23 protein-coding genes are annotated in these 26,535 nt (G+C 64.4%); 11 read left to right on the forward strand and 12 right to left on the reverse strand.

All coding sequences use genetic code 11. The annotated features are described in order from the left end of the window. Window positions 1-70: 70 nt before the first annotated feature. The 10 genes from AC1C2O_RS18485 (at window position 71) to AC1C2O_RS18530 (ending at window position 11,588) form a co-directional block, all read left to right on the forward strand. Window positions 71-1,186, forward strand: coding sequence for a mannose-1-phosphate guanylyltransferase (locus tag AC1C2O_RS18485; protein ID WP_495432036.1), 1,116 nt, complete (start codon window positions 71-73; stop codon window positions 1,184-1,186). Between the two features lie 128 nt (window positions 1,187-1,314). Continuing rightward, window positions 1,315-2,412 carry a BMP family lipoprotein gene (locus AC1C2O_RS18490; RefSeq protein WP_495432037.1) on the forward strand — a complete coding sequence of 366 codons (1,098 nt, stop codon included), beginning with the start codon at window positions 1,315-1,317 and terminating at the stop codon, window positions 2,410-2,412. 111 nt (window positions 2,413-2,523) lie between these two features. After that, a complete protein-coding gene (locus AC1C2O_RS18495; protein ID WP_495432038.1) occupies window positions 2,524-4,077 on the forward strand; it encodes an ABC transporter ATP-binding protein in 1,554 nt (517 codons plus the stop codon). After that, window positions 4,074-5,360 (forward strand): ABC transporter permease, encoded by a 1,287-nt coding sequence (locus AC1C2O_RS18500; protein WP_495432039.1) that lies wholly within the window; start codon window positions 4,074-4,076, stop codon window positions 5,358-5,360. Before AC1C2O_RS18495 ends, AC1C2O_RS18500 begins: the two co-directional genes overlap by 4 nt. Further along, window positions 5,357-6,637: an ABC transporter permease gene (locus AC1C2O_RS18505; RefSeq protein WP_495432040.1), complete on the forward strand. Its 1,281-nt coding sequence runs from the start codon at window positions 5,357-5,359 to the stop codon at window positions 6,635-6,637. Before AC1C2O_RS18500 ends, AC1C2O_RS18505 begins: the two co-directional genes overlap by 4 nt. Window positions 6,638-6,644: 7 nt before the next feature. Next, window positions 6,645-7,043 carry a cytidine deaminase gene (locus AC1C2O_RS18510; protein ID WP_495432041.1) on the forward strand — a complete coding sequence of 133 codons (399 nt, stop codon included), beginning with the start codon at window positions 6,645-6,647 and terminating at the stop codon, window positions 7,041-7,043. Next, complete coding sequence (locus AC1C2O_RS18515) at window positions 7,040-8,332, forward strand: thymidine phosphorylase (RefSeq protein ID WP_495432042.1); 1,293 nt, start codon at window positions 7,040-7,042, stop codon at window positions 8,330-8,332. The genes AC1C2O_RS18510 and AC1C2O_RS18515 overlap by 4 nt, the downstream gene beginning before the upstream one ends. 58 nt (window positions 8,333-8,390) lie before the next feature. Further along, window positions 8,391-9,509, forward strand: a complete 1,119-nt coding sequence (locus tag AC1C2O_RS18520; protein ID WP_495432043.1) for an adenosine deaminase — start codon at window positions 8,391-8,393, stop codon at window positions 9,507-9,509. A gap of 24 nt (window positions 9,510-9,533) precedes the next feature. Beyond that, a complete protein-coding gene (locus AC1C2O_RS18525; RefSeq protein WP_495432044.1) occupies window positions 9,534-10,694 on the forward strand; it encodes a polysaccharide deacetylase family protein in 1,161 nt (386 codons plus the stop codon). A gap of 39 nt (window positions 10,695-10,733) precedes the next feature. After that, window positions 10,734-11,588 carry a carbohydrate kinase family protein gene (locus AC1C2O_RS18530; protein ID WP_495432045.1) on the forward strand — a complete coding sequence of 285 codons (855 nt, stop codon included), beginning with the start codon at window positions 10,734-10,736 and terminating at the stop codon, window positions 11,586-11,588. Here AC1C2O_RS18530 and AC1C2O_RS18535 read toward each other — a convergent pair. Then, on the reverse strand, window positions 11,585-12,322 hold the full coding sequence (locus AC1C2O_RS18535; RefSeq protein WP_495432046.1) for an alpha/beta hydrolase: 738 nt from the start codon (window positions 12,320-12,322) through the stop codon (window positions 11,585-11,587). The two genes, AC1C2O_RS18530 and AC1C2O_RS18535, sit on opposite strands and share 4 nt — an antisense overlap. A gap of 77 nt (window positions 12,323-12,399) precedes the next feature. On the opposite strand from AC1C2O_RS18535, the gene AC1C2O_RS18540 reads away from it, so the two are divergent. After that, window positions 12,400-15,171 carry an ATP-binding protein gene (locus AC1C2O_RS18540; protein ID WP_495432047.1) on the forward strand — a complete coding sequence of 924 codons (2,772 nt, stop codon included), beginning with the start codon at window positions 12,400-12,402 and terminating at the stop codon, window positions 15,169-15,171. A 30-nt stretch (window positions 15,172-15,201) separates the two neighbouring features. Here the strand turns inward: AC1C2O_RS18540 and AC1C2O_RS18545 are convergent, their stop codons facing one another. The 11 genes from AC1C2O_RS18545 to AC1C2O_RS18595 all read right to left on the reverse strand — a co-directional run bounded on the left by AC1C2O_RS18545 (window position 15,202) and on the right by AC1C2O_RS18595 (window position 26,389). Next, window positions 15,202-16,002: an HAD family hydrolase gene (locus tag AC1C2O_RS18545; protein ID WP_495432048.1), complete on the reverse strand. Its 801-nt coding sequence runs from the start codon at window positions 16,000-16,002 to the stop codon at window positions 15,202-15,204. A gap of 20 nt (window positions 16,003-16,022) precedes the next feature. Then, a complete protein-coding gene (locus AC1C2O_RS18550) occupies window positions 16,023-17,402 on the reverse strand; it encodes an MFS transporter (RefSeq protein WP_495432049.1) in 1,380 nt (459 codons plus the stop codon). Window positions 17,403-17,482: 80 nt separating this feature from the next. Beyond that, window positions 17,483-18,457: an SDR family oxidoreductase gene (locus AC1C2O_RS18555; RefSeq protein WP_495432050.1), complete on the reverse strand. Its 975-nt coding sequence runs from the start codon at window positions 18,455-18,457 to the stop codon at window positions 17,483-17,485. Further along, entirely contained in the window at window positions 18,454-19,404 is a 951-nt protein-coding gene (locus AC1C2O_RS18560) for a bile acid:sodium symporter family protein (protein WP_495432051.1), read from the reverse strand. Before AC1C2O_RS18560 ends, AC1C2O_RS18555 begins: the two co-directional genes overlap by 4 nt. Further along, window positions 19,401-20,690: a flavin-containing monooxygenase gene (locus AC1C2O_RS18565; RefSeq protein WP_495432052.1), complete on the reverse strand. Its 1,290-nt coding sequence runs from the start codon at window positions 20,688-20,690 to the stop codon at window positions 19,401-19,403. The genes AC1C2O_RS18560 and AC1C2O_RS18565 overlap by 4 nt, the downstream gene beginning before the upstream one ends. An 82-nt stretch (window positions 20,691-20,772) precedes the next feature. Further along, window positions 20,773-21,930 carry a mannitol-1-phosphate 5-dehydrogenase gene (locus tag AC1C2O_RS18570; protein ID WP_495432179.1) on the reverse strand — a complete coding sequence of 386 codons (1,158 nt, stop codon included), beginning with the start codon at window positions 21,928-21,930 and terminating at the stop codon, window positions 20,773-20,775. Between the two features lie 14 nt (window positions 21,931-21,944). Beyond that, the gene (locus AC1C2O_RS18575; RefSeq protein WP_495432053.1) at window positions 21,945-22,379 is read right to left on the reverse strand and encodes a PTS mannitol transporter subunit IIA; all 435 of its coding nucleotides are present in this window, start codon (window positions 22,377-22,379) and stop codon (window positions 21,945-21,947) included. A 59-nt stretch (window positions 22,380-22,438) separates the two neighbouring features. After that, on the reverse strand, window positions 22,439-24,064 hold the full coding sequence (locus tag AC1C2O_RS18580; protein ID WP_495432054.1) for a PTS mannitol transporter subunit IIBC: 1,626 nt from the start codon (window positions 24,062-24,064) through the stop codon (window positions 22,439-22,441). Further along, complete coding sequence (gene ptsP, locus AC1C2O_RS18585; RefSeq protein WP_495432055.1) at window positions 24,061-25,746, reverse strand: phosphoenolpyruvate--protein phosphotransferase; 1,686 nt, start codon at window positions 25,744-25,746, stop codon at window positions 24,061-24,063. The genes AC1C2O_RS18580 and ptsP overlap by 4 nt, the downstream gene beginning before the upstream one ends. Next, a complete protein-coding gene (locus tag AC1C2O_RS18590; RefSeq protein WP_495432056.1) occupies window positions 25,743-26,027 on the reverse strand; it encodes an HPr family phosphocarrier protein in 285 nt (94 codons plus the stop codon). Before AC1C2O_RS18590 ends, ptsP begins: the two co-directional genes overlap by 4 nt. Beyond that, complete coding sequence (locus tag AC1C2O_RS18595; protein WP_495432057.1) at window positions 26,024-26,389, reverse strand: PTS sugar transporter subunit IIB; 366 nt, start codon at window positions 26,387-26,389, stop codon at window positions 26,024-26,026. The genes AC1C2O_RS18590 and AC1C2O_RS18595 overlap by 4 nt, the downstream gene beginning before the upstream one ends. Between the last annotated feature and the right edge of the window lie 146 nt (window positions 26,390-26,535).

Genomic DNA, 26,535 nt, shown 5'->3' on the forward strand with positions numbered 1-26,535 from the left:
CACTGGGAGCGAGGAAGGCTCGCCTAAGTATCTCGATATCAAGATTCTTCGCACGGGCTACGCTGGAGCCATGACCGAGCCGTTCGACGACTTTTACGCAGTTATCCCCGCCGGTGGCATCGGGAGCAGACTGTGGCCCCTTTCCCGGGCGGATGCACCGAAGTTCCTGCACGACCTCACCGGGTCCGGAAACTCGCTGCTTCGCGACACGTGGGATCGTCTGGAGCCGATGACGGGGCCAGACCGGATCGCGGTGGTGACCGGGCGTGCGCACCGTGCTGCTGTCGAGGCGGAGCTTCCAGGCATTGCTGACATGAACGTTTTCCTCGAGTCCGAGCCGCGCGACTCGGCCGCAGCGATCGGACTCGCCGCCGCCATCCTGCATCGTCGTAACCCGGACGTCATCATCGGTTCCTTCGCCGCAGATCACGTGATTCGCGGCACCCGCACCTTCGAGTTCGCCGTCGAGCAGGCCGTCGCCGTTGCTCGAGCCGGCTACATCTGCACGATCGGTATTCAGCCGTCGGAGCCGTCGGTTGGCTTTGGTTACATCGAGAAGGGCGATGAGCTCATCATCGACAAGGCTCCGGAAGCGGCGACCGTCGTTCGCTTCGTGGAGAAGCCCGATCTCGAGACCGCCACGCAGTACTTCGCAGACCGCTCCTTCCTGTGGAACGCAGGCATGTTCATCTCGAAGGCGAGCGTGTTGCTGGACGAGCTCGCCGCGAACGAGCCAGAGATGCACGCGGGCCTGCTCGAACTCGCCGAAGCCTGGGATGACCGTGAGCGACGGGGCCCGGTCGTCGATCGCGTCTGGCCGAAGATCAAGAAGATCGCCATCGACTATGCAGTCGCAGAACCTGCAGCCGCGAAGGGGCGCCTTGCGGTGATTCCCGGTCACTTTGACTGGGACGACGTAGGCGATTTCGCATCCCTCACCAAACTCATCAGCAACGGCCGCAAGAACGACCTCGCCGTGCTCGGTCCGAAGGCTCGAGTGCTGTCGGATGCTGCGACCGGAATCCTCGTCAGTCAGACGTCACGGGTGATCAGTCTCGTCGGCGTGAAAGACATCGTGGTCGTCGATACTCCCGACGCACTGCTGGTTACGACGATCGAGCACGCGCAGCGAGTGAAGGGCGTCGTCGAGTCGCTGAAGCTCACCGGGCGTGGAGACGTGCTCTGAGGCGCACGTCCGATCTGTTTCGAGTTTGTAACCATTAACCGCGATCGCTCTCGGTGGCGGCGTAATAGTAGGTAACTTAGCCTCTGGGGCCTTGCGATTGGCGCAGGCCAGTAGTCGTGGAGGCTTACGTGACCATTAGCATCAAGAAGCGCGCACTCGCAGCGCTCGTGGCGACCGGAGTCGCCGTTGCACTGGCAGGCTGCGGCGCAGCTCCGGAAGAGTCCGATGGCGGCACTGCCGGCGGTGGCGAAGCCCTCGACTTCCTTCCCTGCATCGTCTCTGACCAGGGCGGCTTCGATGACAAGTCGTTCAACCAGCTTTCCTTCGAGGGCATGGAGCAGGCCGCAGAGGAACTTGGCGTCGAGTACAAGAACGTCGAGTCCAACAGCGAGACCGACTTCGCCCCGAACCTGGAGAGCCTTGTCTCGGAAGGCTGCAACGCCATCATCTCTGTCGGCTTCGCGCTTTCTGCTGCCACCGTCGAGAGCGCACTGGCCAATGAGGGCATCGACTACATCCTCGTCGACGACGCCGCAGACGCTGACTTCGACGGCACTACGGATGCCGAAAATGTCAAGCCGCTGCTGTACAACACGGCTGAGGCTGCATTCCTCGCCGGCTACCTGTCTGCCGGATTCTCCGAGGCGGGCAAGGTCGGAACTTACGGCGGCATGGAGTTCCCGACCGTGACGATCTTCATGGACGGCTTCTACCAGGGCGTCAACTATTACAACGAGGAGAACGGCACGGCCGTCGAGGTCGTCGGCTGGGACGGTACGAACGGTTCCTTCACGGGCGGATTCGAGGCTGGCCCCGAGGCCAAGACGGTCGCGCAGAACATCATCGACCAGGGTGTCGACGTGCTGCTGCCTGTCGGTGGTCCGATCTACCAGTCGGGTCTCCAGGCCATCAAGGAGTCCGGTCGCGACATCGCACTGATCGGTGCGGATGCTGACCTGTTCGTCACTGACCCGACCACCGAGGACTTCGTGCTGACCTCGATCCTCAAGGACATGAAGCTCTCCACCTACGAGGCCACGATGAGCAGCGCGAACGATGAGTTCGACGCGACTCCTTACATCGGCACGCTCGAGAACGAGGGTGTTGGCATCGCCGAGCTGCACAACTTCGAAGACAAGGTCGACCCGGCGCTGTGGACGGCCGTGCAGGATCTGCAGGAGCAGATCATCAGCGGCGACGTCACCGTCACCTCGTACTTCGACTGATCGAGTACGACCTACAAGGGGAGGCCGGCCAACTGCCGGCCTCCCCTTGCCGATCCCAGGCGCCCACAAGAGCTTGGGACGAAGCACCATTTGCTGATTAGGATCTGACACATGAAGCTTGAACTGCGCGGCATCACAAAGAGGTTCGGCGCGCTGACGGCCAACGACCACATCGATCTCACGATCGAGCCGGGGGAGATTCACTGTCTCCTCGGCGAGAACGGCGCTGGCAAGTCGACGCTGATGAACGTGCTGTATGGCCTGTACCAGGCCGACGATGGCGAGATCCTGCTGGATGGCGTCGAGCAGCACTTCGCGGGCCCCGGCGACGCGATGGCGGCCGGCATCGGCATGGTGCACCAGCACTTCATGCTGATCCCTGTCTTCACCGTCGCCGAGAACGTGATGCTCGGCCATGAGAAGACACGCTTCGGCGGACGTCTGGATTTGGCCGCTGCCCGCCAGATGGTTCGCGAGATCTCCGATCGCTTCGGATTCCAGGTCGACCCGGATGCCATCGTTGAGGATCTGCCCGTCGGTGTGCAGCAGCGAGTGGAGATCATCAAGGCGCTTTCGCGTAATGCGAGGGTACTGGTGTTCGATGAGCCCACTGCAGTGCTCACGCCGCAGGAGACCGACGAACTCATGGCGACGATGCGCACGCTCCAGCAGTCCGGTACGTCGATCGTCTTCATCACCCACAAACTCCGTGAGGTCCGCGAGGTCGCAGATCGCATCACGGTCATCCGTTTGGGAAAGGTCGTCGGTGAAGCGTCGCCGACCGCCAGTAACCAGGAACTCGCCTCCCTCATGGTGGGGCGCGCGGTCGAACTCAAGGTGCACAAGAATGCGCCCAAGCTCGGCAATGAAGCCCTCGTCGTGAAAGAGCTCACGGTCACCGACCCGTTCGGCGTCGTACTCGTCGACGACGTGTCATTCTCGGTACGCGCCGGAGAGGTGCTCGTGGTCGCCGGTGTGCAGGGCAACGGCCAGACCGAGCTCACCGAAGCCATCGTCGGTCTGCAGCCGCGGATCGAGGGCAGCATCCGCTTGAACGGCGCCGAGCTGATCGGACGCTCCGTCCGCGAGATCCTCGATGACGGTGTCGGCTTCGTTCCCGAAGATCGCAGCGTCGACGGGCTCGTCAAGGAGTTCTCCATCGCGGAGAACCTCATGCTCGACCGTTCGGTCGGTGCCCCGTTCGTGAAGGCCGGAACCCTGCAGTTGCAGGCACTCGACACCTTCGCCAAGGAGAAGATCGCCGAATTCGACATCCGCACGCAGGGTCCGACGCAGCAGGCCGGGCGCTTGTCGGGCGGAAACCAGCAGAAGGTCGTATTGGCGCGCGAGCTCAGCCGAGACCTCTCGCTGTTCGTCGCTGCGCAGCCGACTCGTGGCGTTGATGTCGGCTCGATCGAGTTCATTCACACACGCATCGTCGAGACGCGGGACTCCGGCATCCCCGTCATCGTCATTTCCACTGAACTCGATGAGGCGGCCGCACTCGCCGATCGCATCATGGTGATGTACCGAGGAAAGGTGGTCGGCATCGTGCCTGGTGATACCTCTCGCGAGCAGCTCGGTCTCATGATGGCGGGCATGGTCGAGACCGACACGACCATTGCCGTCGATCCCGCCTCACCGTCCGAGGAGGCAGGCGCATGAGTGCTCCCACACCGGCTCCGATCAAAGCCCCGCCGGCAGATTTCGGCGCCGAGCCTTCACGGTGGACCACTGCGTTGCAGCGCGTCTCCACCGGCAACGGCATGATCTCCGTGCTCTCCGTGATTCTCGCGCTGGTCGCCGGCGCGATCATGATCGCCTTCACCGACGCCGATGTGCAGCGCACCGCAGGCTACTTCTTCTCGCGTCCGCAGGACATGCTCGCCGCCGTGTGGGAATCCGTCTCCGGGGCGTACGTCGCGCTCTTCCAAGGCGCGATCTACAACTTCCGCGTTGATGGGTTCGCTGCCGGAATCAAGCCGCTCACCGAGACGCTGAAGTTCGCAACACCACTGATCGCAGCCGGTCTCGGCGTCGGGCTCGCGTTTCGCGCCGGCCTGTTCAACATCGGTGGTCAGGGCCAGATGCTGATGGCCGCAGCCGCCGCCGGCTGGGTGGGCACGAGCATGAATCTGCCGTGGCCGATGCACATGCTCGTCGCCATCATCGCCGGAGTCCTCGCGGGGGCACTGTGGGCTGGTATCGCTGGCTTGCTGAAGGCACGCACTGGCGCACACGAGGTGATCGTCACGATCATGCTCAATCACATCGCCTTTTATTTGCTGGCCTGGATGCTGGCCACCCCTGGCATCCTGCAGGCCCCTGGCTCCAATAATCCGAAGACCGCTGCGATGGCGGAGTCGGCGCTCCTCCCAGGCATCCTCGGTTCGCAGTACAAGCTGCACGCTGGCTTCATCCTTGCGCTGATCGCCGTCGCGTTCACGTGGTGGCTGCTGGAACGCTCCAGCCTCGGGTTCCGGTTTCGGGCGGTGGGGGAGAACCCCGCGGCCGCGCGGGTCGCCGGCATCAGCGTCGGCAAGATGTACTTCCTCGTCATGGTGATCGCAGGCGGCTTGGTCGGCATCGCTGGAGTCAGCCAGATGCTCGGCACTGTCACCAGCGGCTTCGGTGGTGACATCGACGCCGGCATCGGCTTTGACGCCATCACGGTCGCATTGCTCGGTCGATCCACGCCGCTGGGCATCCTTGCCGCAGGCATCCTGTTCGGCGCGTTCAAGGCAGGCGGATTCGCGATGCAGGCATCGGAGAACGTCCCGATCGAGATTGTGCTCGTCGTGCAGTCGCTGATCGTGCTGTTCATCGCCGCACCGCCGCTCGTGCGTGCGATCTTCGGTCTGCCGCAGCCGGGGGCCCGCAAGAAGCCAAAGAAACCGAAGACACCGAAGAAGAACGCCGCACAGATCGCCGAGGAGGTGTCCGCATGACCATCACCGCTGAAACGGTCGTCAGTGACGAGCAGCGTCGCGTCACTATCACCTCGTGGAAGACACCGATCATCTTCGGTCTGTTCACTGTTCTGTTCGCGCTGCTGCCGTTGCTCGTTCCGCGGGAAGGCGTGAGCACGTTCCGTCTGGTCCGTTCCGCGAACGCGGCCATTCAGCTCCCCGAACTGGTGCTCCCGGCAAACGCGACAGCTTGGGTGTGCGTGGCGCTGCTCGCTGCGGCCACCGTGCTCTCTGTTGTGTGGACACGTGCGCATCGCCGGCTGCCGCTCTGGCTGACGGTGGTCTATGTCGTGATCCTGATGATCGGGTTCCTCGCGTGGGCATCGGCCGGCGGGACGCTGCCCATGATCGGACTGCTGGGGGGAGCGCTCGCGCTCGCCACACCGTTGATCTTCGGAGCTCTCGGAGGCGTGATCGGCGAGCGGGTCGGTGTCGTCAACATCGCGATTGAAGCGCAGCTGCTCGCCGGTGCCTTCTTGGCAGCGGTGGTCGGCTCGGCGACCGGCAGCCCGTGGGCTGGCCTGATCGCTGCGATGTTCGCCGGTGCGCTGGTTTCACTGGTGCTCGCCGTGTTCGCGATCACGTACTACGTCAACCAGGTCATCGTCGGAGTCGTGCTTAACGTGCTCGTCGCAGGGCTCACGACGTTCCTCTACCGCCAGGTGCTGAACCCGAACGCGGCCGAGCTAAACTCACCGCCGCTGTTCCCGGTCCTCTCCATCCCGGTGCTCAGCGAGATTCCAGTGCTCGGCCCGGTGCTGTTTCGCCAGACGATCATCGTCTACCTGATGTACGTCACGGTGTTCCTGGTCTGGTTCGGTCTGTACCGCACACGCTGGGGCCTGCGACTGCGCGCAGTCGGCGAACACCCCCAGGCGGCTGACACCGTGGGTATCAAGGTGGTGCCAACCAGGTATTGGAACATGATGCTCGCCGGCGCCATCGCTGGCATGGGCGGAGCGTTCTACACCCTGGTCACCAATCCGCAGTTCGGTCGCGAGATGACCGCAGGCGCCGGTTATATCGCACTTGCCGCAGTCATCTTCGGCAAGTGGGATCCGATCCGGGCAACTCTCGCGGCGCTGCTGTTCGGGTTCGCCACCAACCTGCAGGGCGTCTTGTCGGTGATCGGATCCCCGGTGCCGAGCCAGTTCATGCTGATGCTGCCGTATGTCGTGACGATCTTCGCTGTGGCTGGCCTGGTCGGACGATCTCGTCCGCCTGCTGCTTCCGGCGAGCCATACATCAAGAGCTAGAGGAACAATGACTGATATCGACTGGGACGAACTTCGCCAGGTCGCAACCGACGCAATGCACAAGGCGTACGCACCGTACTCCCGGTACAGGGTGGGGGCGGCTGCACTCGTCTCTGACGGGCGGATCATCGCCGGGTGCAACGTCGAGAATGCCTCCTACGGGGTGACGCTGTGCGCCGAGTGCGCACTCGTGGGCGATCTGCACATGTCCGGCGGCGGGAAGCTCGTTGCCTTCGTCTGCGTGAACAACGACGGCGAGACGATCATGCCGTGCGGTCGCTGCCGCCAACTGCTCTTCGAGCACGCGATGCCGGAGATGCTGTTGGAGACAGTGAGTGGCATCCGCACCATTGATGAAGTTCTGCCGGATGCATTCGGCCCCCGAGATCTGGAAGAAGTCCGATGACTGTAGAAGCATTTGACGCGATCGACGTCATCCGCGCCAAGCGTGATGGCGGCGCAGTGCCGGAGCCGGCGCTGCGCTGGATGGTCGACGCGTACACGCGCGGCTACGTGTCGGATGCCCAGATGGCATCCTTCGCGATGGCGATCTTCCAACGAGGGATGAGCCGGGACGAGATCCGTGTGCTCACCGACGCGATGATCTCCTCGGGGGAGCGGATGAGCTTCGCCTCGCTCGGCAAGAAGACGGTCGACAAGCACTCCACCGGCGGCGTCGGTGACAAGATCACTCTGCCGCTGGCTCCGCTCGTGGCATCATTCGGCGTAGCGGTGCCGCAGCTGAGCGGGCGAGGCCTCGGCCACACCGGAGGCACGCTCGACAAGCTCGAGGCGATCCCTGGCTGGCGCGCAGCGCTCAGCAACGAGGAGATGTTCGCCCAGATGCAGGGCGATGTCGGAGCCGTGATCTGCGCTGCCGGGTCTGGTCTCGCGCCCGCTGACAAGAAGCTCTACGCGCTGCGTGATGTCACCGGCACCGTCGAGGCGATTCCGCTGATCGCGTCCAGCATCATGTCGAAGAAGATCGCCGAAGGCACTGATGCGCTGGTGCTCGACGTGAAGTTCGGCTCTGGCGCATTCATGCAGGACATCGATCGCGCCCGTGAACTCGCACAGACGATGGTTGCGCTCGGCACTGACTCAGGAGTAGCCACCACTGCGCTGCTGACCGACATGAACGTGCCGCTCGGCTTCGCCATCGGCAACGCGAACGAGGTGCGCGAATCGGTGGAGATCCTCGCCGGTGGCGGACCAGCCGATGTGCGCGAGCTCACTCTGGCACTCGCTCGTGAGATGCTCGCGCTCGCCGGACACCCGGACGCTGATGTCGAATCGGCACTCGATGGTGGACGCGCGATGGACACCTGGAACGCGATGATCCGCGCGCAGGACGGCGATCCGGATGCTGCACTGCCGACCGCGCGTGAGACCCACGTCGTGACGGCTCCTGCAGACGGCATTATGACGCGGATGGATGCGCTGCCGTTCGGCATTTCAGCGTGGCGCCTGGGGGCTGGGCGTGCCCGTGCAGAAGACCAGGTCGTGCATGCGGCCGGCATTGATCTGCACGCCAAGCCTGGCGATCGTGTCTCGGCGGGTCAGCCGTTGTTCACGCTGTCGGCGGAGGATGAGGCACGCTTCCCGCGCGCACTGGAAGCTCTTGAAGGTGCGTGGGAGCTCGGGGACTCTGCACCGGAGATCGGACCGCTCGTTCGCGAGCACATCACCGCGTAGGCTGGGTATCCGCCGCTCGCTGCCCATTTCGATGCGTCGGTCTCTGAGAGGAAAACCCATGTCGATCGCCTCCGACGGTGACATCAAGATCCAGGGCGTCTCGCTGCGCTCGCTGCCGAAGATCTCGTTGCATGATCATCTCGACGGTGCTGTGCGCCCCGCGACGATCGTAGAGCTGGCCGCGGAGATCGGGCTCGATCTGCCTGCCGATGATGCACGCGGTCTCGGCGCATGGTTTTCGAAGCAGAGCGACTCCGGCTCGCTCGTGGAGTACCTGAAGTCCTTCGAACTCACCGTCGGCGTGATGCAGACGGCATCCGCCCTCACGCGTGTGGCGCGGGAATTCGTTGAGGATCTGGTCGAAGACGGGGTTATCTACGGCGAGATGCGTTGGGCGCCGGAGCAGCATCTGGTCGGCGGTCTTTCTCTGGACGACGCGGTCGAAGCCGTGCAACAGGGCATCGAGGAGGGGGAAGATGCCGCAGACCGCGCCGGTAACAGCATCCGGGTCGGTCAGATTCTGAGCGCTCTGCGACACAGCGATCGCTCGCTCGAGATCGCGGAACTCACCATCGCTCACCGCGAGAACGGTGTAGTCGGGTTCGACATCGCAGGTCCTGAAGAGGGCTATCCCGCCTCGCAGCACCGTGAGGCGTTTGAGCTGCTGGCTGCGAACTTTATGCCCGTCACCGTGCACGCAGGCGAGGCAGCAGGACTCGCATCGATCCGCAGTGCGCTACTCGACGGGCGAGCCGTGCGTCTGGGGCACGGGGTGCGTCTCGTGTCTGATCTCGATGTCATCACCCGAGAGGGTGACGAGGTGCAGGTGAAGTTCGGCGACTTGGCCCGGTGGGTGCGCGACCGAGAGATTCCACTGGAGCTATCGCCGTCATCGAACCTGCACACCGCCGCGATCGAGGCGTGGGGTACCGAGATCGCGGATCACCCCTTCGACCTTCTGTACCAGCTCGGTTTCGCCGTCACCGTGAATGTCGACAACCGCACCATGAGCAGCACTTCGCTGACTCGTGAGCTTGCCGTTCTGGTGGACGCCTTCGGCTACGACCTCGAAGACCTTGAGGCTTTCCAGTTCAATGCCGCATCCGCTGCATTCCTGCCGGTCGAAGAACGTGAAGAACTCGTCGAAATGATCGCGGAGGGGTTCCAGAGCGACTGACGAAGTACCCATAGGATTCTGTCTATGGGGAATGTTGAGCGCCGGAGTGACCGCACTGCGCGGCGTGCACGCATCCGTCGACACCGACGGATCTGGCTCGTCAGTGCCGGTGCCGTGATCGCCGTGCTCGGTGTGAGCCTGACCATCGTTCTCGCGAGCCTGCGGGCTCCGGCCGAAGCCGAAGCAGCGCCAGGAACCGCGCCAGGAACCCAGACGCCGGCACCGGAGCAGACGCCGCTCACGCCGGTGCAGCAGCTGCTCGCTGATGCCGATGACGAGCTCGCCTGCGCCGTGACATTCGCCGGTGATGGCATCGTCGACGCACCGATGCTGCAGGTGCAAGGGACGCTGTACGCCGCGCTACCGATTCCCGCGCAGGACGGGATGGCGTTCGGGGGTTGGTACACGAGTGCGGAGACGGCGGCTGCGTTCCAGGCCGACGCTCGAGTCAATGGCGCGGATGCCGTGACATGCGTCAACCAGCAGCTCGAATTGCACGGCTCGTGGATGCCGGCCGAGCAGAACGCGGCCGCCGGCACCGAGGTGCCGATCCTCATGTACCACCAGTTCACCACGCGCCCGGAGGGTGAGGACGGGTGGTTGCGCGGCAACTACGCGTACATCGGTGACTTCGAAGCGCACATGGGTCACATCGCCTCGACCGGCTTCTACCTGCCCACCTGGGATGAGTTGAGTGCCTTCATCGACGGGCGTCTGTATCTTCCTCCGCGATCGGTGATCGTGACAGACGATGATGCCGACCAGACCTGGTTCGATCTGGCGGCTCCGATCGTGGAGCAGCAGAAGGTGCTCGCCACGTCGTTCATGGTCACGGCATACCGCTCCGACCCGCCACCGTCACCGTACGTGTTGCGGCGCTCGCACACCCATGACATGCACGAAGCTGGCGCCAATGGCGACGGCCGGATGGTGAACTGGACTGCCGACGAGATTGCTGCCGATCTGAACGCCTCCGGCGATCTGTTGGGAGTGCGCGAAGTGGTCGCCTACCCGTATGGCCACTACAACGACACCGCAAAACAGGGTGTTGCGCAGGCGGGCTATGAGATGGCGCGCACGATCGAGCCTGGCAAGGTCGTCGTTGGCACAGACAAGTACGCACTGCCTGTGGTGCGGATCGACTATGGGATGGGTCTGGATACGCTGATCTCACGCATCGGCTGAGGGCGCCCGGGGTTTGTCTGAGGAACCAGTGGAGACATCATGAGTTCGGTATTCATCGCGGGCCCCGCCTCGTGGAACTCCATCGTCGTGCTCGACCGGCTCCCTGAGCCCGTACCGCACATGCAGTTCGCCGAAGCGAGTTGGGAAACGGTCGGCGGGACGAGTGCGGGCAAGGTGCTGAGCCTGACGGCGCTCGGCCGCTCCGCTGTGCTGCACGCGTTGGTCGGCGATGACGCGCAGGGTGAGCTGTTGCGTCGGGCACTGGATGCCACGGGCGCTGACGTGCGCTGGGGTCGCAGCACCGCCACGGAGCGCCATCTGAACCTGATGAATCGCGAGGGTGGACGAGTATCGCTCTATCTGTCGAGTCCTTCAGCGCCAGTCGAGCCTGATGATGAGCTCATCCGCGCAGGCATGGCCACAGCTGCCGTGATCGTGCTGGATCTCGCTGCAGAGCCGCTGCGGCTGCTGCCAGCGGCAAAGCAGGCCGGGCGGCCCATCTGGATCGACGTGCACGATTACGACGGTGTCGCCGAGTATCATCGTCCGTTCCTTGAGGCGGCCGACGCGGTGTTCTGCAATGCCGACAACCTCGAGGATCCGGTGGCCTTTCTGCGGTCGCGCATCGCTGCCGGAGCGAGTCTGGCGGTGTGCACGCTGGGTGCCGCCGGCGCTGTTGCAGTGGATGCTGGAGGCAACGAACACCGCGTGAATGCAGTACCGGTCGAGGTCATCGATACGAACGGCGCCGGCGATGCGTTCTTCGCCGGCGTTCTGGACGCGCATCTCGCCGGGCATTCTGTGCCGCAGTCGCTCGAGGCCGGTGCGCGATCCGCGGCGTTGGTGCTTCAGAGCGCACACCTGCATCCGTTGCTGGATTCGGTGCTCGGTTAGCGATTCAGGAACGACCCGACCAGCTCCGTGACGGTCGAGTGCATCTCCTCGCCGGAGATCGTCGGGATACCATCGCCGCTCTGTGGGCCGTAGTCGCCGAAGGAGGCGTGAGACGCACCCGCGATCTCGACGAGTTCGGCGGTGTCTGGGAGCAGCGGGCGAGCACCGGCGATCTTCGCGGGGGTGGACAGAGCGTCTTCACTTCCGGACAGGCTCAGCACGTCGAGATCAGTGTCAGAGAGGTCGGTCGCGCAATACGAGCCGAACAGCACGAGCGCATCGGCATCCGTCGCCAACTGGCAGGCACGCACCCCGCCGAGAGAATGCCCGCCGACACCCCAGGAGTCGATCTCCGGCGCAGCGGTGGTGAAGGAATCCAGCCCGCGCAGGTCGAAGAATGCGAGGTTCAGCCAGGGCCGGGTGATCACTACGGTGGTGCCCTCCTCGGCGACGCCCTGAAGAATGGCGACATACGCCCATGGATCGACCTTGGCGCCGGGAATGAACACCAAGCCGATCTCGGAATCACCGTCGGCAGGGGCAAGCACGATGCCCTCCGGAGCATCCTCGATCGTGATGTTCGGGTTGTCCTGCGCGCTCGCGAGCGGGGTCTTCTCGGCAGCCATCACGCCGATCTGCGTCCACGCGAGGACGCCTCCGACAAGCAGAACAAGGAGGATGAGGATGCCCCATCCCACTCTGGCGATGATCCGGCGGCGACGCTTGTTGTGCACGAACCCAGCGTATATCCGCGTGCGCGAGTGACTAGACTCACGCAGATGGCGTCCCCCGGGTTCGCAAGGCCGCAGCCATGAGCACACAGTTCCGCGTGCTCGGGCCGATCGAAGTCTGGGCAGATGGCGAGGAGATCACGCCACCAGGACGGTTGCAGCGGAGATTGCTCGCCGCTCTCCTGGGTACACCGACCGGACTCAGCAATGCCGAGCTGTGCGACCTGCTCTGGGGGCATGGCGACCTAGACGCCCGATTGCATCTGCTCGTGCACCGCACGCGCGGACTGCTCGATCGTGCCGATCGGTTGGAGCGCACCGTCGACGGCTATCGGCTCGCCCTTACGCAGGGGGAGTTGGATCTCGACGGACTCGATCTGCGCGCCGATAAGCAGCCGGCAGAGGCGCTCACGCTGGTTGCTGCCGACGCCTTCCGCGATTGTGATGGCGAGTTCTTCGACACGTTACGTGAAGGGCTGAGCGAGCGACTGGCCGCTGTGCGCAAACGCGCGCTTCGCACAGCTTTTGATAGTGGAGATGATGATGTCGTGCTGCAGAGTGCAGGCGACGCGCGCAACCGGGAGCCGTACGACGAGGAACTCGCCGAGATTCATATGGCGACGCTGGCGCGCGGAGGACGGAGCTCCGACGCCTTGGAAATCTATGACGCGCTTCGCAGCCGGCTCGCGGATGAACTCGGCGTCGATCCGGGACCTGCCCTGCGAGAGTTGCACATGCGACTCGTGTCCGGGTCTGTTGGCGGTATTCGAGCAGTGCCGAACCAGCTTCCCCCGCACTCGGTGGATCTGTTCGGTAGAGAAGAGACCTTCAGTGCACTGGACACGATGCTCGAGAGTGGTACGCGAATCGCTGTCGTCACAGGGATGGGCGGGGTCGGGAAGACCTCTGTCGCGATGGCATGGGCAGCGCGTGCCCGCGAGCGCTTTTCGGACGGCATCCTGTACGTCGATCTGCACGGATTCGGAACGGCCGATCCTGTCGAGCCCGTGGTCGTGCTCGTCGCGTTCCTGCGAGCTCTGGGGCGGCCGGTGTCTTCTGCGCTCGGCGTGGATGAGCTTTCCGCAACGCTGCGCAGCGTCACCGATCGGCTGTCGCTGCTGATCCTTCTGGACAACGCCCATGACGAGGCGCAGGTGCGACCTCTGCTGCCGGCGGCAGAGGGACCCGTCGTGGTTGTGACGAGCCGTGAGGCGCTGCCAGGCGTCGGTGTGCGTGCCCCGGCACTCGACCTGCGGCTTGAGCCGCTCGCTGCTTCGGCCGCCACTGCACTCGTTCGAGCGCAGCTCCCAGGGCTGGACACCGACTTGTGTACGCGCCTGGCAGAGAAGTGTGCACGACTGCCGCTTGCGATCATGGTGGCGTCGCGGGCGGCCGCAGCCGCAGGGCAGGATGATCTGTTCGATGATCTCAGTCGGAGCCGAGCACTGGATGCCCTGGAGACCGGCGATGCGGAATCCGACCTGGCAACGGTGCTGTCGTGGTCTCTCGATGACCTGGATGCGGTTTCACGACGGCTATTCTGTCTGCTCGGCCTGGTGTCGTCGCCGACCACAGCGCACACGATCATCGCCCTCGACGGCGGCGAACCGAGTCGCGTGCGCTCGACGATACGCCGATTGCAACGCGCGAACCTCATATCCAGAATCGACTCGACACGACTCACGATGCATGATCTGCTGCGGGAGCTTGCCGCTGGCCTCTGTGCCGAGGAGAGATCCGCGGAAGAGATACGGGAAGCACGCACGAGACTGTTGACGCACTTGGAACTTGGCGTTCGCGATTTCACAGACCACGTGTCCCCTCTCCTCGGCCAGACACCTGTTCCGATGCTCGACAACCGCCCCGAAACGCTGCCTGTGACTCTTGCGTCTGATGCACGGCCGCCGGTGTTCCTCGACGTCGTCCAGGCGCGAGAGTGGGTGGGCCGCGAGTTGCCGTTGATGACGGAGGTGATCTCTGCTGCGGGTTCATCTGACGACGAGCAGATCTTACGGATGGTGCTTCGGCTACGCGTATATGCGATGTCTGTGGGGCACCTGCCCAGGACGCAGCTCTCGCTCTTTCATCAGCTGCGCAGTCGGGCCCGACGCCTGGGCGATCGGATTGTCGAGGCGGCCGCGCTGAGGCTGCTCGGAGCGATCGGATTCATACACGAGGGGGTTTCCGCTGCACGCGGCTGGACGGCTGAGGCCGCCGACATGAGTCGCGCGGACGGAGACGAACTGAGCGTAGGGCTCGCGTTGAACAACCTCGGTGAATTCGCGCGGTACGTCGAAGAGTACGACGAGGCGCTGGGTCTGTTCGCAGAGGTGACGACGATCCATGAGCGGATCGAGGCGTGGAGTCCTGCAGCCTCAAGCAATTCGAGTGCAGCGCTTGTGTACATCGCGCGTGGTGACTACGCACGTGGCGAAGCTGCTGCGAGGCGATCCGTGCGGTTTGCCGAACGCGGCACGAACAAGGTCATCCGTAGCGAGGCGTATGCCTGCCTCGCTATGGCTCTGATCGGTCTCGGCCGGATCGAGGAAGCCCGCCGCGCACGGGGCGATGCCGCCGTCGACGTGGCGATCGTGGAGGTGAAGGAACTCACAGCGATGGTGATGCTCGTCGATGCACGTCTGCATATTGCGGAAGGAGATCTGGATGCTGCCGTCGCACGGTACGACGAGATCGTGCGATTCTCGCGCGACGGTGGTGGTCTCCCGGAACTTCGGGTGGGCTGGCTGGGGCTGGCGGACGTGCACCGGTTGCGAGGAGATCCGGAAGACGCCGAGAAAGCGCAGATCGAGGCCGATCGTGTGCTGTCGCGATTACGTGACGGGGCTTCGTAGGGATCGTTGTGGCGTGTGAAGGATAAGCAGTCAGGCGGAAGCGAGCGCTCGAGCGCTCGAGCTCAGTAAATCGCGGGCGTGAAGACGAAGTGCCTGAAGAATATGTCCGGGCTGCGCGGGAACCCTCGTCACATGATCGAGACTGTCCAGTTCGGGAAGCAGATCGCCGACCACGATTGCGCGATCGGCGGTTCGCAGCATGCGCAGGTCGTTACGGTCATTGCCGAGCGCGAGTAACGGCTCTCCATTGCGGCGCAGCAGGCGGAGCCCCGCGGCCTTGTTCGCGTCAGCAGCGACGACGTCAGCATCACCGGTCGCGTGCGGGTACACCGCACCGGCCGAACCCACGAGCTGGGCGAGTGCGTCGGACCAGTTCGCGCCGGTGGCGATGCTGAACTTTACGACGCCGTCCAGGAGCGGAGCAGTCGTTGAAAGGGGAACGCGTGCCCGGGTCCCCATCCACGGCAGAGCATCGGAGTGGCTGGCTGCGAACCGGTCGCCGTACTCGAGACAGAATTGTTCGCCGCGCGCACGCAGCCGTTCCACCAGGTTGCGAACGAGCACCGGATCGAGGCTCTTCCGATGCAGCTCCGCCGTCGGCGTCGCGACGATCGCGCCGTTGCAACATACTCGTCCGAGGCTGCCGGCCAGGTGCCCGAACCATTCGTCGAGGACACGAGGAGAGCGGGCTGTCGCGACGGAGAGCGCTACATCTTCTCGGGCCGTGAGCTTCGCCAGCGCCGCGTGAATGAGCCGGTGCGGACGTCGACCATCGAAGACGATCGTGCCGTCCAGGTCGGTGGCGATATGCAGTCGTGAACTGGTGTGCATCAGAGGAGTGACGTGCACTGTCATCGCCGCGTCTCCGAGGGCGTGGCAAGATCGGTGACGCTGACGGGGTCGGCAGAGCGTCTGGCGAGCAGCAGCACGATCGCTGCGGCGAGAAGTCCGGTGGCCGCGAACCCCGCAGACCAGAACATCGCCGCAGCGATACTCAGCCCAGACGCCGCAGTCGGCACGACACTAAGGGCTGTGAGCGTGGCGATTCCCATAGCGCCACCGATGTTCTGCGCTGTGGTGAGCAGGCCAGCCGTCGTCGCTCTCGTTTCGGGAGGAGTGGCATCCACCGCGCCGACGGAGGCGGCAGGAAAGCACAGACCGAGTGAGACACCCACACCCGCCATCGAAGGCAGGATGCCGGCCCAGATCGCAGCATCGTGAGCGGTTCCCAGCCAGAGGAGACTGAGGATGAAGATGCCCGATCCCAGCGCGAATACCCGCGGAGCACCCCACGCGGTGACCAGACGTGCGCCGACACCGGCGGAGAGACTGAAAAGGATGGGTTGCGGCACGATCAGCAGTGCGACAGCGAGTGCCGATGCGCCCTGTCCGTCGCTGAGTCCGAGGCTGAGCGCATACATTGATCCGACGACGCCGGCGAAGAGGCTGCCCAGACCGAGGCAGGCTGCGCGCGCGCGAGGAGACGACACGACCGACCTCGGGATGTCGCGGACGCCGCGCCGCGTGATCAGCCAAGCGGTGAGCAGAATGATGACGATGCCTTCGACCGCGATCAGGATCGGCGCGAGCGTGGTGAGGGCACCGACGAGGTGCACGGCGAGCATCAGGCAGACCGTGAGCAGCACGGCGCCGACGATATCGGGGCGGCCCTGTGTGCGGGCGCTGGCCGAGCGGATGCCGTAAGTAGCAGCGAATACCAGCACAACGGCCGGCACCGAGATGAGAAAGCTCCAGCGCCATCCGAACCACGTCACCGCAGCCCCCGGAACGACCAAGCCGAGTGAGAAGCCGACTGCTCCCATCGCCCCGTAGATCGCCACTGCGCGGTTGCGGCTTGCACCCTCAGGGAGTCCGGCGGTGATCAGTGCGAGGGCAGCGGGAGCGCTGAGCGCGGCGCCCGAGCCTTGGATGACGCGGCCCACGATCAGCAGCGCCGATGAGGGCGACATGGCGCACACGACGCAGCCGAGGCCGAACAGGGCGATGCCCGCGAGGAACACCCGCCGCCGGTCAAGCCGGTCAGCGAGTGCCCCCGCGATCGGAAGTAGGCCTGCATAGGCGATGAGAAACGCACTCGCGACGAGTTGAAGCTCGCCGTCCGAGAGCGAGAGTTCCGTGCGCAGAGCCCCCAGTTGCACATTGATTCCCGACGTGCTCATGCCCTCCAGCAACAGTGCAAGGCAGATGATGATCATCCTGAATCGACCCATACCGGCCATCCCCAACCCCCTCCGGAACCGGAGTGTCCGGTTCGAGAGGAAGTGTGCGGGAAGCGACTTTCTTCAGGCTTTCATCGAGACGATGGATTAAGTCGCGAAGACGCAGCGACGTGCGGGTGTGTCGTCAGGTATTCCTCGAAAGCCTCGCGGCTGGTTCGGGTCGGGGTGAAGCCGAATTCGTTCTTCAAACGGTCGTTCGCCAGCACCGGACGGTAGCGCAGGAACGGCACCTTCTCCGATCCGTGGGGCGTCAGTCGCAGCATCCGCCCAATGCTGAGCGCAGCGACGAGCACCCACGCCGGGATCGTCAGCAGTGGCTTGCCCAGCCGCGCTGCGATCTCAGACACGGTGAGACGCCCGTCACCTGCGACGTTGAAGATGCCGGCTGGGCCGTCCGTCGCCGCGCGCACCATGGCCGAGGCGACATCATTGACCCAGATGAACACGAAGGGTGAGTCGGAGCCGGTGATGCTCAGGATGCGCCGACCGTCCCAGAGCGCGGTGATCTGGTTGTGAACATCGGGGCCGAGGATGGTGCCGATGCGGAAGATGACCTGTTCCAATTCCGGATGCGTACCGCGGTACTCCGCGAGCATCTCCTCGACCAACCGCTTGTGCTTCGAGTACGGGAACGCGTCGTTGCCGCGCACAGGTTGGGACTCGTCGATCCATTCCGGGTTGTTGGCGTGATAGCCGTAGGCGGCCCCAGAACTCGACACCACAACGCGCGATACGCCGGTCTCCACACATGCCGCCAGCACATTCGCGGAACCGGTTACATCGACGCGGTACTCGAGGCCGACATCGGCGCCCGGGTTGACGATGGCGGCGAGATGCACGACCGTGTCGATGCGGTGTTCACGCAGGACGGGAGCGATGCTCGCGGCATCCGTCACATCCAGCACCACCTGGGTGATGCCGTCGTGCGTGGTGCCGACGCGCAGATCTGACGAGATGACGATCTCCACATCCGCGCGCGCCGAGAGCATCGCAGCCACATGCGTCCCGAGAAATCCGCTGCCGCCGGTGATGAGTATCCGGCTCATATGTCGGCCGCCGTGCGGTGGGCGCTCGCATCACCCGACGCGGATCCGGTGCGCTTACGGGTATGACGCGCCCATAGGCTTGCCACCACGAGTCCGGCGATGATGTCCCAGATTCCCCACCATCCGGCCACGATCGCCATGCCGCCGAGGCCATCGAAGAACGCGAACACGAGTCCGAGTCCGAGTCCGGCATTGCGGATACCGACTTCGAACGTCATCGCCTTGCGCTCACGAGTGCCGAGGCCGCCCAGAACCGCCGTGCCATAGCCGAGGAACAGTGCGACGGCATCGTGGATCGTGACGACGAGAACGATGATCCCCAGCACCTGTACAAATACCGCCCAGTTTCCGACCAGCGCCACAACGATGAATCCGACCAGCGCGATCAGACTGAACCACTTCACGAACGGGTGCACCTTCGCCGCAACCCGGGGGAGCTTCGCACGCACCAGCAGGCCGACGGCGAAGGGCAAGCCGATGATCAGGACGATCTCCAGCAGCATTTTCATCGGGTCCAGCGCCACCTGGCGCAGCACCGCGCTCGCCGTCGGGTGTAGCGATCCCCAGAAGGCGATGCTCAGCGGCATGGCGACGATGTACAGCAGGTTGCCGACGGCTGTCATCGACACCGACAGGGCGACATTGCCGCCGGAGCGGTGCGTGAGCACCTGTGAAATGTTCCCCGGTGGGCAGCAGGCCACCAGGATCATTCCCATGGCCATGGATGCCGTCACTGGCAGTACGAGCGTCAGCAGGAACGTCACGGCGGGAAGTAACAGCAGTTGCGCGAGGATTGCGATGACGAACGGCTTCGGATGCTTCGCCACCACACGAAAGTCCTCCGGTGCGGTATCCAACGCGATGCCAAGCATGATCAGCCCGAGCACGACGTTGAGAATGGTCAGCGAGCCGGGAGTGAAGCTCAGGACGACATCATCGACGTTCATGCCGGATCCAGCAACTTGCGCTCGGCACGCATGGCCGCGCGATAGGCATCCTTGTTGACGTAGTACGACATCCGATCCAGCCCGAGATAATGGTAGCCGCCGGTGAGATCGGGCCATGGTACGCCGGTGACGCGCTGCCGGAAATGTGCTGCGCTCTCGGGCGCCCTCTCTGCCGCGGCAAGATAACTGGCCAGGAGCTCTGCCTGCTCGAAACGCCCCTGCCATCCGATGCCGGATGCCTCGATCATGCCCATCACGTATAGCCCGTTGAACGAGGCGGGGAAGATGTTCAGGAACAGCCGCGGGGCGGCTGTGCGCCAGGAGAGATGTTCGCGATCCACGAAGGGGTAATCGAGGTGGTATCCGGTCGCCAGCATCACCAGGTCGTAATCATCGCTGCTGCCATCGCGGAAATGCACGGTCTGTCCGTCGAAGCGGGCGATGTCGGCCCGTACACGCAGGTCTCCCTGGCCGAGATGGTTCAGCACCATGGTGTTGACGATCGGATGCGACTCGTAGATGCGGTAATTTGGCCTCGGAAAGCCGAACCTCACCGGATCTCCGGTGAATGCCTTGAGTACACGGGAATCGAGGGCCTGCTTGATTCGCGCAGGCAGCGGGCGGCCCTGATTCAACGTGTCGCTCGGGCGGCCGAAAAGATAACGCGGCACGAAGTAGTAGCCGCGCCGCACGCTCATGTCGATGGACTCCGCGTGGTGCACGGCATCCACGGCGATGTCACACCCGGAGTTTCCCGCGCCAATGATCAGTACACGCTTGCCATCAAGCTGCTTGGCATCCTTATATGCACTTGTGTGCATGAGCTCGCCGCTGAAGTCGCCGGCAAGGGTGGGGATGTTGGGGTCGGCGAGCGTTCCGTTCGCGAGGATGACACCCGCATACCAGTGGGTGCTCTCGTCTTCAGAAGATTCTGCGGTGAGGTCCCATCCGCCATCGCGGGGCTCTAGACGTGTGACGCGAGTGTCGAAACGGAACAGCTCGGTCAACTCGAAATGATCTGCGTACGCCTGGAAGTACTCGCGCAGCACACGGTGGTTCGGATAGTCGACATTGGTCCCCATCGGGAACTCGGTGAACTCGGTCGTTGTGCGCGATGAGATCAGGTGCGCCGACTCGTACATCGTGCTGCGTGGGTTCGTGATGTCCCACAGCCCACCGACGCCGTGGGAGGCTTCGTAGCCATCGACCTCAATGCCCTGCTTCTGCAAGGCGCGCGTTGCGGCCAACCCTGATGGGCCCGCGCCGATAACGGCGTATCTGCTCATTCTGCTCCCCGCACGACGGTGTGCTCGATCTGTGTCCCCGAGTCGATCGTAGCGCCGCCGCCGTGCGGGTGCCTGTTCTAGCTCAGAACGTGCGCAGCTCCTGCTGTCGTGCCGCGAACACCTCGTGCACTGCGGCGAAGAGCGGATGCTCCGGCTCCAGCCCCGTGACGGTCGAGGTGAGCACATCGGCGTCTTCGCTGTGCAGCATCCGCTGCAATTCGACGGACTGCTCATCGGTGGGATCATCGAAGGCGACGGCAGCGGCGACAGCTTCCACCAGCGCTGTCGTCTGCAGACCACGCTCTGCGGCCTGCACGGCAGGGCCGATGAACCGCTCGTTGCGTGAGAGCTTGCGCAGCGGTTGGCGTCCCACCCGCTGCACGGTGTCGATGAGGGACGGATTGCGGAACCGTTCCAGAATCTTCGCGCGGTACTGGGCGAGTTCGGCCGGGTCCAAGCCGTGCACGGCGACGAGGACAGCCGAAGTCTCCTCGAGTGCGGCGCCGACCTTGTCAGCGATCTTCGGGTCGGCGAGCGCGTCCGAGATTCGCTCGTGTCCGGCCTGCGCGCCGAAGTATGCGGTGGCCGCGTGCCCGGTGTTCACAGTGAAGAGCTTGCGCTCGATGTAAGGACCGAGATCATCGACGAAGTGCGCGCCGGGAATGTTCGGTAGGTCACCGTTGAATGGACCCGACTCGATCGCCCACTCGAAGTATGGCTCGACGGTGACATCGACTCCGCCGCCCTCCGGTTGCGCGGGAACGATGCGGTCGACCGCGGTGTTCGCGAACACCGCGCGTGCGGTGAGCTCTTCAGCCTCTGCACCCGCGGCCTTCTCGATCTCGGCGCGCAGTTGATCGGTCGCACCGATCGCGTTCTCGCACGCCATGATCTTCAGCGGCGCGAGGTCGGGGGAGCGCAGCGCGAGCCCTGCGACGATCGCCGGTGCGATGAATCGCAGCACGGTCGGTCCGACAGCGCAGGTGACGACATCGGCGGTCGCGACCTCGTGGGCTACCGCATCCGGATCGTTCTTGCTATTCACCGCACGGAAGCCGGTGACGACGCGATCGGCGCCGCCGGGACCAGCCTCGTGCACGGTGTACGAGTCGACGTCGTTGATGGCATTCACCAGCGCATCGGCGACGTCAGAGAAGACGAGGTCGTAACCGCCCTCGCGCAGCAGCAGACCGACGAAGCCCCGGCCGATGTTGCCGGCGCCGAAGTGGACAGCCTTCATCGCTCGTTCACCGCTCATGATTCATTGACGTCAGACAGCAGCGCGAACAACTCATCGGGTGTCTGCGCGGCGTTGAGCTTCGCGACGTCATCCTCCTCGGAGAACAGGATCGCGATCTGGGAGAGGATCTCGAGATGCTCGTCTCCTCGACCGGCGATACCGATCACGAATGTGGCCTCATCTCCTGCCCAGTCCACGCCGCCGTCATACCGTACGACGGACAGACCTGAGTCGAGGATCGCGGCCTTCGTCTCATTCGTGCCATGCGGGATCGCCAGGCCGTTACCCATGAAGGTCGACACTGTCTCTTCACGCTGGCGCATCGCGTCGACGTAGGCGGGGGTGACTGCGCCAGCCGCGACGAGGATGTCGGTGGCCTCCTGCAGCGCCTCATCCTGGGTGACAGACCCTGAGTGGATACGGACCTGTCCGATTGTCAGAACGCCCATGATGTCTCCTTCTTTCAGTGGTGGGGCGGATGCCGCAGCATCCGCCCCACCAGATGGGATTACTCGCCGGATTCCTTCTGGTCGCGCACCATTTCGACGACCTCTTCATACTTCGGGGAATTCATGAAGTTGTCCACCGAAACGTGAACCGAGTTCGGGGATTTGTCCTTCGCCCGATCTGTCAGTTGCTGCTGGGTGATCACGAGGTCGGCGGTGCCGTCCAGGTTCGCAATCGCCTGGTTGGTGACTGTGACACCTTCGATACCGGCCTTCTTCAGCTTGTTGCGCAGCACGCTCGCGCCCATGGCAGATGAGCCCATGCCGGCGTCGCACGCGAACACGATGTTCTGAATCGGAGCGGTGACGGTCGCGGTGGCCGCTCCTGCCGCTGTGCCGGCCGCCGCGGAGGCAGCCAGGTTCGACAGATGTGCGGATTCCTTGCCCTTGTTCGCCGCGGTCTGCGCGATCGCCGCGCCGAACGTGTCGCCTTCGGCTGCCAGATCACGCTTGCGCGAGGCTCGCAGAATGACACCGGTAATCAGGAACGTCACAGTGGCGGCGATGATGACCGACAGATAGACGACCAGCAGATTGCCGATACCGGAGCCGATGGCGGCGGCGGTCACGGCGATGATGCTTCCGGGAGCTGCCGGGAAGGCCAGCCCGCCGCCCAGGAGCATGTTCGTGGCAACCCCCGATGCTCCTCCGGCGATCAGGGCGAGAATCGTGGTCGGCTTGCTGAGCGCGTACGGGAAGTAGATCTCGTGGATGCCACCGAAGAACTGGATGATCGCCGCACCGGGTGCGGAGGCCTTGGCAGCGCCGACGCCGAAGAACGTGAATGCGAGCAGCAGACCGAGGCCAGGGCCGGGGTTGGCCTCGATGAGGAACAGGATCGACTTTCCTGTCTCAGCGGCCTGTTCGATGCCAAGCGGTGTGAACACGCCGTGATTGATGGCGTTGTTCAAGAACAGCACCTTGGCCGGCTCGACGATGACCGACACGATCGGCAACAGCTGCAACGACACGAGCCAGTCGACGGCGGCTCCGAGCACGGTGCTGATGCCGAGCATCACAGGGCCGAACGCGAAGAAACCGGCGATGGCGAGGAGCATGCCCAGGATGCCAGCGGAGAAGTTGTTCACCAGCATCTCGAAGCCAGGCTTGATCTTGCCGTCCCAGAGCCTGTCCATCTGCTTGGTGATCCATGCGGCCAGCGGGCCCATGATCATCGCGCCGAGGAACATCGGGATGTTGGTGCCGACGATGACGCCCATAGTGGCGATCGTTGCGACGACCCCGCCGCGCTCGCCGTAGACCATACGGCCAGCAGTGTTCGCGATGAGTAGCGGGAGCAAGTAAGTCACCATCGCGCCAACGAGACCGACGTATGCCTGGATATTGCCGCCGTCGCCTTCGGCCAGCGCTGTCATGGCGCCCGACCACCCGACGATGGCCGAGTCGCCGCCACCGCCGATGATCTCGGCGACCGGATACCAGTGCCAGCCCTTGAAGGGGGTGTCCGCGCCGAAGAACCCGGCGGGAATGAAGAGCATCGTGATGAAGCCCCAGGCAATGAAGGCCGCGATGTTCGGCATGATCATGCCGGAGAGGAACGTGCCGAGTCTCTGCACGCCTACACGGAGCCCGCCCTGTTTCGGGGCGGCTGGTGACGTCGTCGTCATGATGTCGTCTCTTTCTGATGTGAGGGGAGGGCCGCGGCTGCGTCAGTCACGGCATTGCGAGCACCGGCGGCGGCGTCCGCCGCCAGTGCCAACTCGGCGAGGCGCTTGGCCTCGTCGAGGGTGCGCTCAGAGAGCGCGAGTCGAACATCTGCGAGGGCAGCAGGAGCCATCGACAGGCTCGTGGCGCCGAGACCTACCAGCACGACGGCGAGCAGTGGGTCGGCCGCGGCCTCACCGCAGATGCCGACGGGCTTGCCGGTACGGGCACCGGCATCACCGACTTCCTTGACCAGGCGCAGCACAGCGGGATGCCATGGGTCCTGGAAGCTCGCCACGGAGCCGAGCATGCGGTCAGCGGCCATCGTGTACTGGGTGAGGTCGTTCGTGCCGATAGAGGCGAAGTCCGCGTGCGCGAGCACTCGGTCGGCCAGCAGCGCGGCGGCGGGGATTTCCACCATCACTCCTGCTGTCTTCACTCCATACTCACGTGCAAGGGCGGTGAAATACCGCGTCTCCTCGACGGTGGCCACCATCGGTGCCATCACCCACAGATCGGCGTCGGTGGCAGCATCCGCTTCGGCGAGCGCGGTGAGCTGCTCGCGCAGGATGTCCTCGCTCGCGCGCAGTGACCGAAGCCCGCGCAGGCCGAGCGCCGGGTTCTCCTCGTGCGCGTCGTTGAGGAACGCCAGTGGCTTGTCAGCGCCGGCATCCAGCATTCGAACCACGACTTTTTTGCCGGGGAACGCCGCCAGTAGTGCTCGATACGACTCACGCTGCTCGGCGACCGTCGGAGCCTGCGCTGAGGAAAGGAACAGGAACTCGGTGCGGAAGAGTCCGACACCCTCGGCGCCACGTGCCACCGCATCTGCAGCATCGGCTGGCTTGCCGAGATTCGCCAGCAGTGCGATCGCAGTGCCATCGGCGAGTGCACCTGGAGTGGGCGGTGCCGTCTGGGCTGCGTCCAGTGCGGCGGCCCGCTGTGTGGCGCGGTCGAGCTGTTCGGCGCTTGGGTCGGTGGTGACCGTGCTCGCCGCAGCATCCACTATCACGGTCGTTCCGGTCTCCAAGGAAGAAGCATCCGCGGCGCCGACGATGGCGACGATGCCCTTCTCGCGAGCGAGGATCGCAGTGTGCGAGGTGGGGCCGCCATCGCTGGTGATGAGAGCCAACACCTGCTCGAGATTGAGTAGTGCAGTGTCTGCCGGCGCGAGATCTCGCGCCACCAGCACGAATGGATGCCCGGGGTCGGGCACACCGGGAGCGGCGACGCCGCGCAGATGGGCGAGGATGCGCTGGGCGATGTCATCGAGGTCGGCTGCGCGCTCGCCGAGGTATCCGCCGAGAGCTTCCAGCGTCGCGCGGAAACCGGCGAAGGCGTCGTGCACGGCCCATTCCGCGGTGCCGCCATTGTCGATGCGGGCGTCGACCTCATCCTGAAGTGTCGGGTCCTCGGCAATCATCGCTTGGGCCTCGAGCACCTCCTGCGCTGATCCGCCTGCGACATCAGCGCGCTGCTGCAGCTCGGTGGCCACAGCTGCGACTGCTTCGCGGGCACGGGTGCGCTCGGCATCGGCGCCCAGTGTGCTGGACGTGTTCTCTGGTGCAGGGAGGGCTTCGGCCATGCGGACGACGGGCCCCTGTGCGACGCCCCGCCCGATGCCGACTCCTCGCAACTCGGTCATCCCGCTGCGTCCTGGTCGTGGTCAGTGGTCAGCAGCTCGGTCAGTGTGTCGATGATGCCCTCGGCGCCGTCTCCCTCTGCAGAGAGCGTCACGTAATCACCGTGATCGAGGCCCAGGGCGATGATGCCCAGGATGCTGGCCGCATTGACCGGCTTGCCGGAGTCCTTGGCGATCGTCACCGCGATGCCGGACTCTTTGGCAGCCTGAGCGAACAGCTTCGCCGGGCGGGCATGCAGCCCGTGGGTGGAGCCGATCCGTACGGTCCGTGAGACAGCAGTCATGATGTTCCTTTCGCAGTGGGCTTCGCGGTGGAGTTCGCAGTGGACGTCGCGGTCGAGTTCGCGGCGGATGAAGAATCTGAGATCGCGGTCTGGGCGATCGTGAGCGTGCGCGTGCCGTCGAGGTCGGTGAACACATCGTCCGGAAGCACAGCGACCGGTCCGCGAGCTGCGGCATGGATCGCGTCGAGATGGTCGGAGAGGTGAGGGCCGACGAGCACGAGGTCCGCGAAGGCGGTGGAGATGGTCTGCTCGGTGCCAGCGGAAGTTTCCCAGTCGAGGCCGACGGCGGATGCGGCACGCCGAAGCCGCTGGGCGACGAAGGTGCTGGACGCGCCAGCGCCGCACACCACCAGAATCCTCATTGATGCCACCTCTTTCTACTCTCCATTCTGGGAAAAGGCTGAGAGGGATGCCACCACGTTCCTTTCCGCCCCTGCGGAACCTGCCGCTCTGGCCCATGGCGGCCGCAGTACTGACATCATGGGAATGCAACGGACCGAGCTCTGGG

It is taken from the genome of Microbacterium sp. Y355 (assembly GCF_059445345.1).

Coding starts and splice junctions, on each gene's coding strand:
- AC1C2O_RS18570 (WP_495432179.1), bottom strand. CDS start 21,930: ATGAAGGCTGTCCACTTCGGCGCCGGCAACATCGGCCGGGGCTTCGTC.
- AC1C2O_RS18545 (WP_495432048.1), bottom strand. CDS start 16,002: ATGCACACCAGTTCACGACTGCATATCGCCACCGACCTGGACGGCACG.
- AC1C2O_RS18565 (WP_495432052.1), bottom strand. CDS start 20,690: ATGAGCAGATACGCCGTTATCGGCGCGGGCCCATCAGGGTTGGCCGCA.
- AC1C2O_RS18575 (WP_495432053.1), bottom strand. CDS start 22,379: ATGGGCGTTCTGACAATCGGACAGGTCCGTATCCACTCAGGGTCTGTC.
- AC1C2O_RS18495 (WP_495432038.1), top strand. CDS start 2,524: ATGAAGCTTGAACTGCGCGGCATCACAAAGAGGTTCGGCGCGCTGACG.
- AC1C2O_RS18510 (WP_495432041.1), top strand. CDS start 6,645: ATGACTGATATCGACTGGGACGAACTTCGCCAGGTCGCAACCGACGCA.
- AC1C2O_RS18590 (WP_495432056.1), bottom strand. CDS start 26,027: ATGACTGCTGTCTCACGGACCGTACGGATCGGCTCCACCCACGGGCTG.
- AC1C2O_RS18555 (WP_495432050.1), bottom strand. CDS start 18,457: ATGAGCCGGATACTCATCACCGGCGGCAGCGGATTTCTCGGGACGCAT.
- AC1C2O_RS18595 (WP_495432057.1), bottom strand. CDS start 26,389: ATGAGGATTCTGGTGGTGTGCGGCGCTGGCGCGTCCAGCACCTTCGTC.
- AC1C2O_RS18525 (WP_495432044.1), top strand. CDS start 9,534: ATGGGGAATGTTGAGCGCCGGAGTGACCGCACTGCGCGGCGTGCACGC.
- ptsP (WP_495432055.1), bottom strand. CDS start 25,746: ATGACCGAGTTGCGAGGAGTCGGCATCGGGCGGGGCGTCGCACAGGGG.
- AC1C2O_RS18540 (WP_495432047.1), top strand. CDS start 12,400: ATGAGCACACAGTTCCGCGTGCTCGGGCCGATCGAAGTCTGGGCAGAT.
- AC1C2O_RS18580 (WP_495432054.1), bottom strand. CDS start 24,064: ATGACGACGACGTCACCAGCCGCCCCGAAACAGGGCGGGCTCCGTGTA.
- AC1C2O_RS18550 (WP_495432049.1), bottom strand. CDS start 17,402: ATGGGTCGATTCAGGATGATCATCATCTGCCTTGCACTGTTGCTGGAG.
- AC1C2O_RS18520 (WP_495432043.1), top strand. CDS start 8,391: ATGTCGATCGCCTCCGACGGTGACATCAAGATCCAGGGCGTCTCGCTG.
- AC1C2O_RS18500 (WP_495432039.1), top strand. CDS start 4,074: ATGAGTGCTCCCACACCGGCTCCGATCAAAGCCCCGCCGGCAGATTTC.
- AC1C2O_RS18515 (WP_495432042.1), top strand. CDS start 7,040: ATGACTGTAGAAGCATTTGACGCGATCGACGTCATCCGCGCCAAGCGT.
- AC1C2O_RS18485 (WP_495432036.1), top strand. CDS start 71: ATGACCGAGCCGTTCGACGACTTTTACGCAGTTATCCCCGCCGGTGGC.
- AC1C2O_RS18560 (WP_495432051.1), bottom strand. CDS start 19,404: ATGAACGTCGATGATGTCGTCCTGAGCTTCACTCCCGGCTCGCTGACC.
- AC1C2O_RS18505 (WP_495432040.1), top strand. CDS start 5,357: ATGACCATCACCGCTGAAACGGTCGTCAGTGACGAGCAGCGTCGCGTC.
- AC1C2O_RS18530 (WP_495432045.1), top strand. CDS start 10,734: ATGAGTTCGGTATTCATCGCGGGCCCCGCCTCGTGGAACTCCATCGTC.